Consider the following 15,713-nt stretch of genomic DNA (forward strand, 5'->3'; position numbering starts at 1 on the left):
AAGCAGAAGACTTAAAGGCGGGGCTAAAATGATTAGCCCCGCCTTTAAAATAAATTTGAAAAATGCCTAACTTACTTAAGCATCAATATCGGCATTCAACGCATTTTCCTCAATGAATGCACGACGTGGTTCCACGTCATCACCCATAAGACATGAGAACATACGGTCCGCCTCAATCGCATCATCAATGGTGACCTGCAACATATTGCGGTTTTCAGGGTCCATCGTGGTTTCCCAAAGCTGCTCGGCATTCATCTCACCCAGACCTTTATAGCGCTGGATCATCATGCCACGGCGTGAGTCCTGCAAAATATGCTGCCATACCTGATGGAAACTGTTGACCTGAATACGGCGCTCACCTTTTTGCAGGTAAGCCCCCTCCTCAAGCAGCTTGAACCAGCTCTTGGCATTTTTCAGCAAACGTGCATATTCAGCAGAATTGAGCAGACCTGCATCCAGCAAATAGGCATGTGGCAAGTTATGCACGTATACCGTGACACGCGGCCAGTAGTGTGCCGATTTTTCACCCAGGGAGTTTTCACGTTCAAATGATTCCAAGGTAATTTCAGGGCGCAAACTTGGCTGTAATTTTTCAATTGCCACACGCAATTGCTCAGCCCAGGATTCCACATAGTCACGCTCATGGTTGTGGTCAGCCTTAAATGCCTCCAGCTCAAGCAGGCCATCCAGCAGGCTCGCAGGATAACGCTGGGTGAGGCGCTGCAAGCTCTTCTGTGACACCTGATAATCCGCAATCACACTCGCCAATGCCGCACCAGTAATTGCAGGTGCTTCCGCACTGATATGTAACGCCAACTCATCAATCGCATTGGAGATCAAAAACTCTTCCAGTGCATCATTGTCCTTGATGTACTGTTCGTGCTTGCCTTTCTTCAATTTGTACAGCGGTGGCTGGGCAATATAGATATAACCACGCTCAACCAGTTCTGGCATTTGACGGAAGAAGAACGTCAGCAACAAGGTACGGATATGTGAACCATCCACGTCCGCATCGGTCATGATGATGATTTTATGATAACGTAACTTATCTGGATTATATTCTTCGCGCCCAATACCACAGCCTAAAGCCGTGATCAGGGTGCCAACTTCCTGACTGGAAATCATCTTATCAAAGCGGGCACGCTCAACGTTGAGGATTTTACCTTTCAACGGCAAAATCGCCTGCATCTTACGGTTACGGCCCTGCTTGGCACTACCGCCCGCAGAGTCACCCTCGACTAGATACAGTTCAGACAAGGCTGGATCTTTTTCCTGACAGTCCGCCAATTTGCCAGGCAAACCCGCAATGTCCAGCGCACTCTTACGACGGGTCATTTCACGGGCCTTACGCGCCGCATCACGAGCACGCGCCGCATCAATAATTTTGCCTGCAATTGATTTAGCCGCCTGTGGATTTTCCAGCAAATACGCTGAAAACTCCTTGTTCATGGCCTGCTCCACCGCAGGTTTTACTTCACTCGACACCAGTTTTTCCTTGGTCTGTGAAGAGAATTTTGGATCAGGCACCTTCACTGAAATAATCGCGGTCAAGCCTTCACGGGCATCATCACCTGTCACGGCAACCTTTTCTTTTTTCAGCAGGTTTTCATTTTCCATGTAGCTGTTTAAGCCACGGGTAAGCGCCGCACGGAAACCAGCAAGGTGTGTACCACCATCTTTCTGTGGAATGTTGTTGGTAAAGCAGCGTACATTTTCCTGATAGCTGTCATTCCACTGCAAGGCAACTTCAACAGTAATCCCATTTTCAGCATCAGCCGTGAAATGGAAAATATCATTGAGATGGGTCTTGCCTTCGTTGATGTACTTAACAAATTCAGACAGGCCACCCTCATAATCGTAGACGTGTTCGAGGTTAATCCGTTCATCACGCAATACAATCCGTACACCCGCATTCAGGAATGAAAGCTCCCTTAAACGGCGTGCCAAAATATCAACATTGAAAATGGTCTGGCTAAAGGTCAACTCACTTGGCCAGAAACGTACTATTGTTCCTGTTTTATCTGTTTCACCCACCACCTTTAACGGATATTGTGAATCACCATGCTGGTATTCCTGTTCATGTATTTGACCCGCACGATAAATCGTCAACTGTAGTTTTTTCGACAAGGCGTTTACAACCGATACACCCACACCATGCAAGCCACCCGACACCTTATAGCTGTTGTCATCGAACTTACCGCCCGCATGCAGGATGGTCAGGATCACTTCTGCCGCAGACACTCCCTCTTCAGGGTGTATGTCGGTTGGAATACCACGTCCGTTATCCGAGACACTCACCGATTCATCTTCATGAATGGTCACTATAATCTCGTCACAATGGCCCGCTAAAGCTTCATCGATGGCATTATCCACCACCTCAAACACCATATGGTGCAAACCTGTACCGTCATCGGTGTCACCGATATACATGCCAGGACGTTTACGAACCGCGTCTAATCCACGTAATACTTTAATACTAGAGGAATCATAAGCCTTTTCATTTGTTTGTTCTGTTTGAGAGACTGATTGAGACTCTGAACTCATGGTTACTCCCTAGTAAATATCTAATCTATCCAAAGATGAGGAAATAAAATTATGGCGCAGCAAGACTGACTTGGCCTTGGACAACGTGAAACAATTGAAAGGAAATCGACAAATCATGTAAGTGTTTTAATACCGACGTATGGTCTAAGGTCGTCATAAAAACCTGACTTCCTAACTGACTCAATCGCTCAATTAAACGTTGTTGTGCAGCTAAATCCAACTCTGCTGTCAGATCATCTAATAATACCACAGTTTCCTTGTTACTCGCATGCAGCATTGCAATTTGTGACAGTTTTAATGCCATGATTAACAACTTTTTTTGTCCACGCGACAACACGTCATCAGCATTGCCATACGGGGTTTTCAAGCGTAAATCTGCCCGATGTGGACCATACTCGGTATAACGACGCTCCTGGTCTCTTTGATGCTGTTGGATCAGGTCCTGCAACAGCCCCTGTTCGGTATGAAAACCGGCATGGTATTCCAGTTCAATTTGAAGGTTTGGCAATAATTGCTGTAAATCTTCTTGAAAGAACTGGTTCCATTGTTCCACAATCCCCAGCCTTTGCGAATGCAAAATTTCACCATAATCACTCAGCATTTTGTTCCACGGCTCTAAATCCGCCAGACTGAGGTTACGCCGTGTCTTGAGCAAACTATTACGCTGCTTTAAGGCGCGAGAATAATACTGCCAGGCAAAATAGAACTCTGGTTCCACGTGGAACATCAACCAGTCCAGTAATTGCCGTCTAGGCTTGGCGCCATGGTCAATAATATCGGTGCTTTGCGGATCAATATGCTGTAAGGGTAAAAGTTTTGCCAACTGCCCCTGCGTCGCTATGGTATCGCCATTGACCTTGATCAGTTGCTCACCCGAAGCCAGCTTTTGCATGCCAATCCGTTCACTCGCCGACTGCGCGAATACAATCGCATCATCGGCCTCGTACTGGATGTAATGTTTGGGAATATGAGTGCGAAATGAACGGCCTGTCGCCAATAAATGAATCGCTTCCAGAACTGAGGTCTTTCCAGAACCATTCGCCCCATAAAAAATATTAAACGGTTGTAACTCGCTGAGTGCAACCGCCTTTAAATTACGTACACGCTCAATGTTCAAACGCGTGATTTGCATGTTTTAAAACTCAAACCATCAATCGCAATTAAACCCGCATCGGCATCACGACATAGGTTTGGTCTGGATGGGCTGGGTCTTGCACCAGCACCGACTGATTGGCTTCGGTCATGCTCATCTTAACATCATCACCATCCAATACACTCAAAACATCCAAGATATATTGTGCATTAAATGACATTTCCAGCGGTGTATCCTGATATTGAATGACCAGATCTTCACTGGCCTCATCCTGCTCAGGGTTATTGGCACGCAACTGTAAGGTATCCTGACTGAAATTCAGGAAAACCCCACGCAACTTCTCATTACTCAGAATCGCCACGCGTTGCAGTGACTGTTTAAACACATCATGGGCAATCAGCACATGCTTATCACCGCCCCGTGGAATCACACGGCGATAATCTGGGAACTTGCCATCAATCAGCTTGGTGGTAAAACGAACAGTGATATCACCCTGCTCCTTATCACGGCTTGGGGTATTAATGGTGACGTTCAACAGTTCACGGCCAATCAACAAGGTCAGTTGCTCATCCTCAATGCTGAGTAAACGCTGTAATTCACCAACCGCCTTGCGTGGAACAATGGCTTGAATCGATGCGGATGCTGTCGATGAAGCCGACACTTCACACAATGCCAAACGGTGTCCATCTGTTGTGACTGTACGCAATTGATTTTGATCAATTTCCAACAATGTACCCGTCAGATAGAAACGAACATCCTGAACCGCCATGGCGAAAGAGGTTTTTTCAAACAATCTTTTTAATTCACGCTGTGTGACCTGCACCTGTGTACCCTGACTATTTTCAGTCGTCAGTAATGGATAATCCTCGGCAGGAAGCGTACCCAGAACAAAGCGGCTATTGCCCGACTTTAAGATACAGCGCTGGTCTTCAGTAATTTGTAGGTCAATCAAGGCTGCTGGAGGGAGCGATTTACAAATTTCGACCAGTTTACGTGCTGGAACAGTCGTTTCGCCCGCCTGTAAACAGGCACCCTCAGCCAGCGTGGTGCTTGCCACCAGTTCAACTTCCAGATCAGAACCCGTAATGGTTAAAGCCTGTTGAGTGGTTTGAATTTTGACATTGGAAAGAATATTCAAGGTGTGACGACGTTCAACCGCCCCCACCACATGCGATAAAACATTGAGTAAACTTTCTTTAGCGATTTTCAAACGCACGATTTATTCCTCTTACAACAGAAGCCGATATGAATGTTAGCAGTGTACTATGCTGCACTTAAAAGCAGTTTGCAACTCTGAAAAATGAATTAACTTTGTAAAAGACGCAGCAGGTTTTTATAGTCTTCATTAAAAATTGGGTCTTCCTCACGCAGGCTGGCCACTTTTTCACAGGCATGCATCACGGTACTGTGGTCGCGCCCACCAAATGCCATACCAATCTCTGGAAAACTGTCGCCTGTCAGTTCACGCGCCAGCCCCATTGCCAGCTGGCGTGGGCGTGCATAGATACGGGTACGTTTTGGCCCCACCAGTTCCTTGAGTGGAATACGGAAATATTCACTGACCACACGCTGAATGTTTTCCACACTGATGGTACGGGCACGAATTGCCAACACATCTTTCAAGGACTCACGCACCACATCCAAGTCAATGGCTGTCCCCTTGAAACGGGAAATGGCCACCACCTTATTCAGTGCCCCCTCAAGCTCACGTACGTTGGCAACCACTTGCTGGGCAATAAACAGGGCACAGTTGCGGGGTAAATCCACACCACTGTTTTCAGCTTTTTTCAATAGAATTTCAATACGGGTTTCAATATCGGGTGGTTCAACTCCCACCGACAATCCCCATGAAAAACGGGACACCAAACGCGGATCCAGTTCCGTGAGTTCTTTTGGATAACGGTCTGAAGTTAAAATAATTTGCTTAGATTCATCCAACAATGCATTGAATGTATAGAAGAATTCAACAAGACTGGCTTCTTTTCCTGCGAGTAAATGAATATCATCGACCAATAACAAATCTAAAGAGCGACAATTTTTCTTAAATTCTTCAACCTTACCTTTTTGTAGTGAACTGACAAAGTCCTGTACAAAACTTTCCGAGGTCATATACATCACACGGGCATTTGGCTTGGCTTGCAAAAGTGCATTACCCACCGCCTGCATCAAGTGGGTTTTCCCTAGGCCTGTTGGACCATATAAAAATAAAGGGTTGTGCTGAGACGCACCAAGCTGGGTCAAAACCTTGCGGCAGGTTTCCGCAGCCATCTGGTTGGAACGCCCCTCCACAAACAATGAAAAAGTGAATTGCGGGTTGAGCTGTCTTTTCTTTGATATTTTCGCAGTATTTTGACTTGGCTGGACCAAATCAGGTTCTTTCTTGATACGTGTTGGAGTTATCTGGGTATTTAAAGCGGCAGTCGTGGTTGCTGGCTGCTCACTGGAAGACAAAATGGTACCAGGACGGGAATCAACCAATATCTCAACCTGACGAACCCGCCCTTCAGACAACTGTTCCGCCAAAATTGAAATGAGTTCCAGATGATTGTCTTGAATATAGCGTGTCCAATAAGGGTTGGGTGCATATAAACGCATTACTCCATCCACTTCTTCAGCAACCAAGGGACGAATCCACATCGCAAAGACGTTATCAGAGAGCTCTTGTCGCAAGCGAGTTAAGCAGTCTGTCCAGAGCATGTGCATCCCCTATCTATCCATTTTAAATTCAAAAATAAAAACTGTTACCCTCAGCTTTCAAAGGGGTCGCCATTCTAACCAAGTTATCCACATCTGTCAGGACAATTTATGGGACTTTCGCTGAAAAAGACAGCACTCGTTTATAAATTTAAATTCAAAACTGCATGTGTATAACTTTTTGCACAAACTGTGGATAGTTTTAAGCTCAAAGTTATCCACAAACTATAAAATTGATAAAAACATGCTTATCCACAACATAAACTCATGTTTATCCATAAAAAAACATGACTTTCCACAGAATAAACCAACACTAATAAGAATAAATTTAAATTTTAAAATTTGAATTTACTTATAGGGTTGACCTGAATTGTGGATAACTGAGCATATCGAAATTTAAATTCAAAATCCAAGAATTAAATTTAAATTAGGAGATGGGTTGTTGATAAGATTGTTTGTAAGCTGTGAATATAAACGAATACCGATATAATTTAAACAGATAGCTTGTGTATATTTTTTGTTTTCAATAAAAGCATGTAACTGCATGCAGGTTTATTGCTTCAAAACAGAACAAACAAAATGTAAAGTTTTCGATTTTTCATTGACAGCGTAAACATTGCACAATAAAATCGCGGACCTTTATAGAAAGATCATTTTGGAGTTTCGAAATGAAACGTACTTTCCAACCATCTGAATTAAAGCGTAAACGCGTTCATGGTTTCCGCGCTCGTATGGCTACTAAAGCAGGTCGTCAGGTTTTAGCTCGTCGTCGTGCAAAAGGTCGTCATAGCTTAACCGTTTAATACTGTTAAGCTGACCAGACTTGGGTGATGTCACTTTACAGTTTCGGCACTGAATCCCGTATTCGCTGTGCTGCAGATTATAAAAGTGTGTTTGATGGTGCGCTTTTTAAAGTGCATCAGCCCCATTTCCTTTTTTTAGCAAAATTAACCGAACAGCCAAAAAGCCGTTTGGGTATTGTTGTTGCCAAAAAAAAGGTGCGTCGTGCTCATGAAAGAAATCGGGTAAAACGTCTGGCTCGGGAGAGCTTCCGTGTACATCAGGCACAATTTAATGCTGATATCGATATTGTGGTGATGCCAAAGGTGGGCATAGAGGCAATTACCAATCAAGAATTATATCAACAATTGGATTTTGCTTGGCAAAAATTACAACGCTTAGCCAAGAAGCATTCCAAAGTCGTTGTGACACCCCTCCAGAATTAGAGACCGCCAATGGTACGTTTACTGCATTGGTTGATCAGATGTTACCAAATTACAATAAGTCCATTATTAGGTCCTCGTTGTCGCTATATTCCCACATGCTCACAGTATGCGATTGAAGCATTGCAGACACATGGTGCGGTCAAGGGCGTATGGCTGTCGACTCAGCGGATTTGCCGTTGTCATCCTTGGGGTGGTTCAGGCTATGATCCCGTACCACGCAAATCACTTCGTTTTATTTCGTTTCATCAAATAGATTCTCAAAAGCATCACGTTGCTGTACCCTTTCGTGATCGTTTATTCAAGCAAAATCTCTCTAACCATTTGGGATAATAGATATGCAACAATGGGCCAGATTTGCAATTCTTGGAGCCATGTTTGTTACCGCATATTTGCTTATTTTGGCTTGGCAAAAAGACTATGGTCATGCTGCACCAGCACCGCAACAACCAGCGGTGGTGGTCAGTGCGCATGATGTGTCAGCAGATTTGCCAAATGCTCAAAATGCAACCGCGGCTTCAGACCTGCCACAAGCAAATGTGACTGCATCACAAACCACAGAACATAGTTCTGTGAGTCAGCAACTGATTTCAGTTCAAACAGATCTTTATCATCTTTGGATCAACCCAAAAGGTGGTGATATCGTTCGTGTTGAACTGTTAAGCCATGATGAAAGCAAGGACAGTGAAAAACCGTTCGTTATGCTGGAAAGTGACGCGAAACGTACTTATGTCGCTCAATCGGGTTTAATTGGTTTAAATGGACCAGATAGCAGCCGTAGCGGACGCCCAATGTATGATGTTGAAAAAACAGCGTATACCTTGGCTGATGCAAAAAGTGTCGTGTCCAAGGATGGCAAGACCCATCAGGTGTTGACGGTGCCATTGGTCTTTAAAACACCAGAAGGTGTGGAAGTGATCAAGTCGTTCACTTTCACACAGGGTGATTATCCAATTACGGTAAAACATCAGGTCATTAACCGTAGCCAGCAAAACTGGCAAGGCCAAATGTTTGGTCAGTTAAAGCGTGACAATTCTGATGATCCAGGTAAATCCTCTCAGGGTATCTTCACCTTGGGAACTTATCTTGGCGGTGCCTGGGGTACACCAAATGAGCATTACAACAAGTTAAAATTCAGTAATTTTAATGATGAAAAACTGAATGTTGAGGCCAAGGGTGGCTGGGTTGCCATGGTTCAGCACTACTTTGTCAGTGCCTGGATTCCTGGAAACCTAAAACTGACCCAGGCCGATGGTCAGCCATACAACGCTAAGCTGGAGTCACGCCAGTCAGCTGATGGCATGAATATCATGGGCTTCACCTCTCCAGTGATCAATGTACCTGCGGGTACCTCAATGGAAGTGGATGCGAAACTATATTCTGGTCCTAAAATTCAGTCTGAACTTAAGGATTTGGCGGATGGTTTAAACCAGACTGTAGATTATGGCTGGTTATGGCCGATTGCGAAATTACTGTTTCTAGGCTTACAGTTCTTCCATAACATCATTGGTAACTGGGGATGGTCAATTATCCTGTTGACGATCTTGGTGAAATTGATTTTATGGCCACTTTCTTCAAAAAGTTATCGTTCGATGGCGAAAATGCGTGTGATTGCACCAGAAATGCAACGCATGAAAGAAGAATTTGGTGAAGACCGCATGCGTTTCTCGCAAGAAATGATGGCGCTCTATAAGCGTGAACAGGTTAACCCTCTGTCTGGTTGCTTGCCATTGCTATTGCAAATGCCAATTTTCCTGGCCCTGTACTGGGTATTGATGGAATCGGTTGAACTGCGTCATGCACCTTGGTTAGGCTGGATTCAAGACTTATCTGCAATGGATCCATGGTTTATCTTGCCGTTGATCATGGGTGTGACCATGTTCGTTCAGCAAATGTTGAACCCACAACCAACTGATCCAATGCAGGCAAAAGTGTTCCGTATCATGCCAATCATGTTTACGGTATTCATGTTGTTCTTTCCTGCGGGCTTGGTACTTTACTGGATCGTCAACAACAGTATTACCATTTTGCAACAATGGTTTATTAACAAAGGTGTCGAAAAAGACCGTCTCAACAAGGTTGAATCGAGTTCTTAAGTTCGAACTTTTACTGAATAAATCCGCTTAAGATGGTAATCTTAGGCGGATTTTTCTTTGTCTGTCTTTCAGGTTTGAATCAAGCAAACCTTTCGTTTTTTAGGTGAATTCAACATGCAACATCAAACCACAATTGCTGCGATTGCGACCCCATTAGGTCGTGGTGGTGTGGGGGTGATTCGACTCTCTGGGCCGAAAGCCTATGCGATTGCAGAGCAACTGACCCAGAAAAAGCTTCCTGCGGCACGCATGGCAGGTTTTCGTCAGTTTTGTGATGCCGATGGCTCGGTGATGGATGAAGGCATTGTATTATGCTTTCCGAACCCACATTCCTTTACGGGTGAAAATGTTGTGGAGTTGCAGGGACATGGCGGCCCAGTCATTCAGAATGCCCTGTTGGCACGTTTACTTGATTTGGGTGCGACCGCAGCAAAGGCAGGCGAGTTCTCCATGCGCGCCTTTGAAAATGGCAAAATGGATCTGGTGCAGGCGGAAGCGATTGCTGACTTGATTGATGCCACCTCACAGGCCGCAGCCCGTTCAGCGGTTCGTTCATTACAGGGTGCTTTTTCCACCAAGATTAATACGGTTTTAGAAAAGCTGATTCACTTGCGTTTGCATGTTGAAGCCGCGATTGATTTCCCAGAAGAAGAAATTGATTTCCTTGCTGACGGTAAGATTTTGGCTTTGTTGGATGATGTGCAGGACTCAGTCAAGGCGGTGCAGCAATCCGCACGCCAGGGACAGCTATTACGTGAGGGTTTGCAGGTGGTGATCGCAGGTAAGCCAAATGCGGGTAAATCCAGCCTGTTAAACGCGTTGGCGGGGCATGAGCGTGCCATTGTCACTGATATTGCGGGAACCACCCGTGATGTGTTACATGAAAAGATTAGCCTCAATGGCTTACCGATTACCCTAACTGATACCGCTGGACTACGTGAAACGGGCGATATCGTTGAGCAGGAAGGCATTCGTCGTGCGATCAAGGAGATTGAACAGGCAGATTTATTGCTGTTAGTGTATGACTTGAACCAAAGCGATGAACCGTTACAACTTGCCCACGAATATTTTGCCGATCATCTTGAACCCAAACGTTTGCTGTTGATTGGCAATAAATGTGATTTAACAGGTCAGCAGGCGGAAATGACAGATTATCAGGGTTTTCGTCACATCAGCGTTTCAGCCAAGCAAGATATGGGCGTACAGGCGCTCATAGACGCGATTACAGCGCATGCGGGCTTCCAGCCTGAGGAAGACACCTTTATTGCAAGAACACGTCATTTAGACGCAATGAAGCGCACCCAGCGTTATCTATCAGAAGCTCGTGAGCAGTTGGTGGTATTTAATGCGGGTGAGCTGGTGGCAGAGTCACTGCGCTTGGCACAGAATGCCTTGGGAGAAATCACGGGTGACTTTAGTGCCGATGATCTTTTGGGTAAGATTTTTGGTTCATTCTGTATTGGAAAGTAATTATTGAAATCAATAAATAAAAGCTTAGATAAATCATGCTTATCTAAGCTGTTTTACTTTTAAGGCTCTTGTTGTTCAGTTTCTTCTTTCACCATATTCAGGGGTGTCATGACAACTGAGGTTTCTGGGCGATTGCCTTTTAACTTAATCTGTAGACGCAATTCATTCACGGAATCGGCATTGCGCAATGCCTCATCGTAGCTGATATCTCCCTCATTGTATAAATCAAACAGCGCCTGATCGAATGTTTGCATACCCAGTTCACGGGATTTGGTCATAATCTCTTTCAGGTTATGGAAATGGCCTTTGAGTATATTTTCGGCAATCAAGGGGGTGTTGAGTAGAATTTCTACCGCTGCACGGCGGCCTTTACCATCCTGGGTGCGTACCAAACGCTGGGAAATAATGGCTTTCATGTTGGATGAAAGATCCATCAGCAGTTGGTTACGACGTTCTTCAGGGAAGAAGTTGATAATACGGTCAAGGGCCTGGTTGGCATTGTTGGCATGTAGCGTACCCAGGCAGAGATGCCCTGTTTCGGCAAAGGCAATCGCATGCTCCATGGTTTCAGTATCACGGATTTCGCCAATCAGGATCACGTCAGGCGCTTGTCGTAAGGTATTTTTTAAGGCGTGATGCCATGTATGGCAATCAACCCCAACTTCACGGTGGGTCACCATCGATTTTTTATGCTTGTGCACATATTCCACTGGGTCTTCAACGGTAATGATGTGCCCTGCTGAGTTCTCATTACGGTGGTCAATCATTGCAGCCAAGGAGGTTGATTTTCCTGAGCCTGTACTTCCCACCACCAAGACCAGGCCACGCTTTTCCAGCATGACGTTCTTCAGTGATTCTGGAAGTTTCAGCTTTTGAAACGTTGGAATTTCGGAAGTGATGGTTCGAATCACCATTCCTGTCTGGAGTTGCTGCTTAAACACATTGACACGGAAGCGTGAAACGTTGGGAACATTGATAGCAAAATTACATTCCCATTCATTTTCAAATTCCTGCCGCTGCTTTTCATTCATTAGGCTATAGGCAAACAACCTGGTTTTTTCCGCTGTTAGGGCCTGCTGTCCCAAAGGACGCATGAGTCCCTGCAATTTAATGCTTGGGGGAAAGTCCGCCGTAATGAATAAATCCGAGCCTCCATACTCCACCACCTTGGTGAGCATGTGAAACATAAAGGTTTTGGCTTCTTCTAGTAGTTCCGCGTTGTACATTGCTATACCTAAACTGGATAAAATTGAAAATAATCAGGTGATCTGGGCTTGAATCTCATTGTGCAAAAAACATCTCCCTGTTTCTCTAAAATGAGCTTCCTTGAAAATAGGCTTTATCAAAACGAATTTTAAGCATCATTGTGAGTCTGGATATGACGCAATGATCGGTTGTGGCGGAATTATTCCAAAATTTAATGCGATGATCCACCTTATTCTGGTTTTATATTTATATGTCAAAATGGTGTGATATTTATTGTCAATTTATTACCAAAATGGAGATGGAATAAGAAAGTTATTTGAGATTCAAATAAAACGTTTCACGTGGAACATAAAAAATTTCGGCCATATGAATTGATCAGGTATTTTTGATTATTTCCCTGAAACACAAAAAATTATAAGAAATTTTACGGTTTGGTACTCCATAAAGTATCAATTTTTCTCCAGCAATTATCATTGTCTTGATTTCCTAAAATTGTCTTAATGATGATTGCTATACATATGTTCCGTATTTGTGGTGAATGAATCGCTTTCTATATATCAATTTTGAGGTCTGGCAAAGCAAGATTGCCCTCCCCATTCACTACATCTTTAATTTGAACTGAGCAATGTCTGGCAGAGAAATGCGTTGAAGGAATAAAGGATTTTTATCATGGATGAGCTTTCCCCAGTTGTGGTGGAGGAGCCAGATTTTCATCACCGAAAAAAAGTCGCATGGCTGGTTTTTGGGATTCTATTGATCGGTTTGCTGGTGGGTCTGGGCTATTACATGCTGGTGTATCGCTATTACCAGAGCACGGATAATGCCTATGTCAAGGCTGACCTAACCTGGATTGTGCCTCGTGTCTCAGGTGCCGTGACCGAATTACAGGTGAAAGATAATCAAACCGTGAAACAGGGTCAGTTGCTGGCGGTGCTGGACAATCGGGATTTGCAGGCCCGTTATGAGCAGTCACAGGCGATGGTTGCGGCTAAACAAGCCAGTTTTGCGGTACAGAACCAGAATGAAAAAGCGGCAGAGGCAGGTGTTTTTCAGGCCCAGTCTTCAGTTGATGCTGCTCAGGCCAGCATTACTCAGGCGCAGTCATCTGTGGAAACCAGCAAGGCTGAACTGGATCGGTTACAGGCTGAGCATGTCCGTTATCAGCAGTTATTGAATGATAGAGTAATTACCCAACAAAAATTTGAATCTATTCGTGCCCAGTATCTAAGTGCACAGGCAAATTACCAAAATGCCCTAGCTGCGGTTCAGTCGGCAAAGGCGCAATATCAGCATGCAGTGGCTGTGGTTTACGCATCACAGGCACAGACTGAAAGTGTCAAGGCTGCCCGTATGCAGATGCAGGCCGACCTGAACAGTGCCAAAGCTTCAGCAAAATTTAACCAGATTGATGTGAGTTCTTCGCAGGTGGTCGCCCCAGTTTCTGGAAAAGTCGGCAACATTGCAGTACGTCTCGGTTCGCGTGTCTCACCACAGACCCGTTTAATGGCAATTATTCCAGACCACAGCGTCTATGTGGAAGCCAACTTTAAGGAGACCCAGATTGAGAAAATGCGGATTGGGCAGCGGGTAGAATTGACGCTGGACGCTTATCCGAGCCTGACTTTTCAGGGCAAGATTGAAAGCTTTGCCCCTGCTTCGGGCGCCACCTTTTCCATGATGCCACCTGACAATGCCACAGGAAATTTCAACAAGGTGGTACAGCGCATTCCTGTGCGCATTGCGATTCAGCCTCATCCGCAACTGGATCTGGTTAAGCCTGGTTTATCGGTGGTGGCCCAAGTTGATCTACGTAATTAATCAGCTAGATCAGGGATAATGGATATGGCTGCACAGGAATGGAAATTTTCTCCCAAAACCGCATGGGTTATTTTCACTGCCATGATTTTTGGCAATTTTATGGCGATTCTGGATATCCAGATTGTAGCCAGTTCGCTGAATGAAATTCAGGCAGGGATGAGTGCCAGTCGCTATGAAGTGACTTGGGTACAAACGACTTACCTAATTGCGGAAATTATTGCCATTCCCATGTCCAGTATTGTGGCACGGATTTTATCAACTCGTGTTTATTACACCTTGTGTGCGGTTGGTTTTACCATCAGTTCCCTGCTGTGCGCTTTGGCGTGGAATCTGGAAAGTTTACTGATGTTTCGGGCTATTCAGGGCTTTACAGGTGGCGGTATGATTCCGACCTCCATGACTGCACTGTATTTGTTGTTTCCAGATCATAAACGGGCGATTCCATTGGTGCTGTTTGGCATGGTCAGTACCTTAGGTCCAGCCATTGGCCCGACCATTGGTGGCTATCTGACCACGCATTTTTCATGGCACTGGATGTTCCTGATCAATATCATTCCAGGCATCTTGATCGCCACCATTGTGTATAGCAATCAGGCAATTGACCAGCCGCAACATAACTTGATCAAGCAACTGGACTGGTTGAGTTTGATTGGCATGGCGATGTTTCTGGGTGGACTGGAATATTTTCTGGATGAGGGCGCCCGCCATGACTGGTTTGCCGATGTGGCAGTACGGACGGCATTTATTACCTCTATCACAGGGGCAATGATTTTCTTCTACCGTAGTTTTACCTCGCCGAATCCCCTGCTGGATTTGAGTGTCTTTAAAAATAAGAACTTTACCCTAAGTGCCATCATTACCTTTGTGATTGGCATGGCCTTGTATGGGCTGGGCTACATGATTCCTGTGTTTCTGGGGCAGGTTCGGGAAATGAATAGCAGCCAGATCGGTCACATCATGATGGTGACGGGCATTGTCATGTTCTGTTTTGCCCCACTTTTGGCTTGGCTGATTCCAAATTTTGATACCCGTAAAACAGTGTTTGTTGGCATGTTGCTGGCCGCTTTTGGGGTGTGGCTGAATGCGCATTTAACCATTCACAGTGACTACGACTTTATGTTTTGGCCACAGATTTATCGGGGTATTGGTCTGATGATTTGCCTGATTGTGGTGTCACATCTGGCGATGGACACCCTGCCTATGCATAAGATTGCCGATGCCAGTGGGATTTATAACGTGATGCGCAACATTGGTGGTGCGGTTGGGCTGGCGTTGATTAACTCGTCACTGGACTGGTTGACCGCATGGCATGTCACTGAACTAAATAGTGCGCTTACGCCTGCCAATGCTGTGTTTATGGAACGTCTGGATCAACTGACTGCGCAATATGCCGAACTGGGCGAACAGGCGCAACAACTGGCGATCAGCAGCATTTATCGGGATGTGCACTATCAGGCGTTGACCGCCAGTTTTAATGACCTGTTAAAGCTGCTGTCCCTGCTAATGCTGGGTGCAGCCTTGTTAACACTATGGATGGATCGCTCACGCAAAATGTCAATTTAGTGAATT

At 45.1% G+C, this 15,713-nt stretch carries 12 protein-coding genes; 7 read left to right on the forward strand and 5 right to left on the reverse strand.

The window, feature by feature from the left end:
- Nucleotides 1-75: 75 nt before the first annotated feature.
- The 4 genes from gyrB to dnaA all read right to left on the reverse strand — a co-directional run bounded on the left by gyrB (nt 76) and on the right by dnaA (nt 6,334).
- Nucleotides 76-2,544, reverse strand: coding sequence for a DNA topoisomerase (ATP-hydrolyzing) subunit B (gene gyrB, locus QTA56_RS16760; RefSeq protein WP_267982119.1), 2,469 nt, complete (start codon nt 2,542-2,544; stop codon nt 76-78).
- Nucleotides 2,545-2,593: 49 nt separating this feature from the next.
- The gene (recF, locus tag QTA56_RS16765; RefSeq protein ID WP_267982120.1) at nt 2,594-3,676 is read right to left on the reverse strand and encodes a DNA replication/repair protein RecF; all 1,083 of its coding nucleotides are present in this window, start codon (nt 3,674-3,676) and stop codon (nt 2,594-2,596) included.
- A 28-nt stretch (nt 3,677-3,704) separates the two neighbouring features.
- On the reverse strand, nt 3,705-4,853 hold the full coding sequence (gene dnaN, locus QTA56_RS16770; RefSeq protein WP_267982121.1) for a DNA polymerase III subunit beta: 1,149 nt from the start codon (nt 4,851-4,853) through the stop codon (nt 3,705-3,707).
- An 89-nt stretch (nt 4,854-4,942) separates the two neighbouring features.
- On the reverse strand, nt 4,943-6,334 hold the full coding sequence (dnaA, locus tag QTA56_RS16775; protein WP_267982122.1) for a chromosomal replication initiator protein DnaA: 1,392 nt from the start codon (nt 6,332-6,334) through the stop codon (nt 4,943-4,945).
- A gap of 665 nt (nt 6,335-6,999) precedes the next feature.
- Here dnaA and rpmH point away from each other — a divergent pair.
- The 5 genes from rpmH (at nt 7,000) to mnmE (ending at nt 11,120) form a co-directional block, all read left to right on the forward strand.
- Complete coding sequence (gene rpmH, locus QTA56_RS16780) at nt 7,000-7,134, forward strand: 50S ribosomal protein L34 (protein WP_000831329.1); 135 nt, start codon at nt 7,000-7,002, stop codon at nt 7,132-7,134.
- A gap of 27 nt (nt 7,135-7,161) precedes the next feature.
- On the forward strand, nt 7,162-7,557 hold the full coding sequence (gene rnpA / locus QTA56_RS16785; protein WP_267982123.1) for a ribonuclease P protein component: 396 nt from the start codon (nt 7,162-7,164) through the stop codon (nt 7,555-7,557).
- 9 nt (nt 7,558-7,566) lie between these two features.
- Nucleotides 7,567-7,887, forward strand: coding sequence for a membrane protein insertion efficiency factor YidD (yidD, locus tag QTA56_RS16790; RefSeq protein ID WP_267982124.1), 321 nt, complete (start codon nt 7,567-7,569; stop codon nt 7,885-7,887).
- A 5-nt stretch (nt 7,888-7,892) separates the two neighbouring features.
- Nucleotides 7,893-9,650, forward strand: a complete 1,758-nt coding sequence (yidC, locus tag QTA56_RS16795) for a membrane protein insertase YidC (RefSeq protein ID WP_267982125.1) — start codon at nt 7,893-7,895, stop codon at nt 9,648-9,650.
- A 114-nt stretch (nt 9,651-9,764) separates the two neighbouring features.
- Nucleotides 9,765-11,120: a tRNA uridine-5-carboxymethylaminomethyl(34) synthesis GTPase MnmE gene (gene mnmE, locus QTA56_RS16800; RefSeq protein ID WP_267982126.1), complete on the forward strand. Its 1,356-nt coding sequence runs from the start codon at nt 9,765-9,767 to the stop codon at nt 11,118-11,120.
- A 59-nt stretch (nt 11,121-11,179) separates the two neighbouring features.
- Here the strand turns inward: mnmE and QTA56_RS16805 are convergent, their stop codons facing one another.
- Entirely contained in the window at nt 11,180-12,346 is a 1,167-nt protein-coding gene (locus tag QTA56_RS16805; RefSeq protein WP_267982127.1) for a PilT/PilU family type 4a pilus ATPase, read from the reverse strand.
- 649 nt (nt 12,347-12,995) lie between these two features.
- Between QTA56_RS16805 and QTA56_RS16810 the strand changes: the two genes are divergently transcribed.
- Nucleotides 12,996-14,144: an HlyD family secretion protein gene (locus tag QTA56_RS16810; RefSeq protein ID WP_267982128.1), complete on the forward strand. Its 1,149-nt coding sequence runs from the start codon at nt 12,996-12,998 to the stop codon at nt 14,142-14,144.
- Nucleotides 14,145-14,162: 18 nt separating this feature from the next.
- Nucleotides 14,163-15,707 (forward strand): DHA2 family efflux MFS transporter permease subunit, encoded by a 1,545-nt coding sequence (locus QTA56_RS16815; protein WP_267982129.1) that lies wholly within the window; start codon nt 14,163-14,165, stop codon nt 15,705-15,707.
- The last annotated feature ends 6 nt before the right edge of the window (nt 15,708-15,713 follow it).

Source organism: Acinetobacter thutiue (assembly GCF_030385805.1).
Classification (GTDB): domain Bacteria; phylum Pseudomonadota; class Gammaproteobacteria; order Pseudomonadales; family Moraxellaceae; genus Acinetobacter; species Acinetobacter corruptisaponis.

Bases quoted from the DNA above. Each gene is read 5' to 3' on its own strand.
- gyrB (WP_267982119.1), bottom strand. From the start codon at position 2,544: ATGAGTTCAGAGTCTCAATCAGTCTCTCAAACAGAACAAACAAATGAA.
- recF (WP_267982120.1), bottom strand. From the start codon at position 3,676: ATGCAAATCACGCGTTTGAACATTGAGCGTGTACGTAATTTAAAGGCG.
- dnaA (WP_267982122.1), bottom strand. From the start codon at position 6,334: ATGCTCTGGACAGACTGCTTAACTCGCTTGCGACAAGAGCTCTCTGAT.
- rpmH (WP_000831329.1), top strand. From the start codon at position 7,000: ATGAAACGTACTTTCCAACCATCTGAATTAAAGCGTAAACGCGTTCAT.
- rnpA (WP_267982123.1), top strand. From the start codon at position 7,162: ATGTCACTTTACAGTTTCGGCACTGAATCCCGTATTCGCTGTGCTGCA.
- yidD (WP_267982124.1), top strand. From the start codon at position 7,567: ATGGTACGTTTACTGCATTGGTTGATCAGATGTTACCAAATTACAATA.
- yidC (WP_267982125.1), top strand. From the start codon at position 7,893: ATGCAACAATGGGCCAGATTTGCAATTCTTGGAGCCATGTTTGTTACC.
- mnmE (WP_267982126.1), top strand. From the start codon at position 9,765: ATGCAACATCAAACCACAATTGCTGCGATTGCGACCCCATTAGGTCGT.
- QTA56_RS16805 (WP_267982127.1), bottom strand. From the start codon at position 12,346: ATGTACAACGCGGAACTACTAGAAGAAGCCAAAACCTTTATGTTTCAC.
- QTA56_RS16810 (WP_267982128.1), top strand. From the start codon at position 12,996: ATGGATGAGCTTTCCCCAGTTGTGGTGGAGGAGCCAGATTTTCATCAC.
- QTA56_RS16815 (WP_267982129.1), top strand. From the start codon at position 14,163: ATGGATATGGCTGCACAGGAATGGAAATTTTCTCCCAAAACCGCATGG.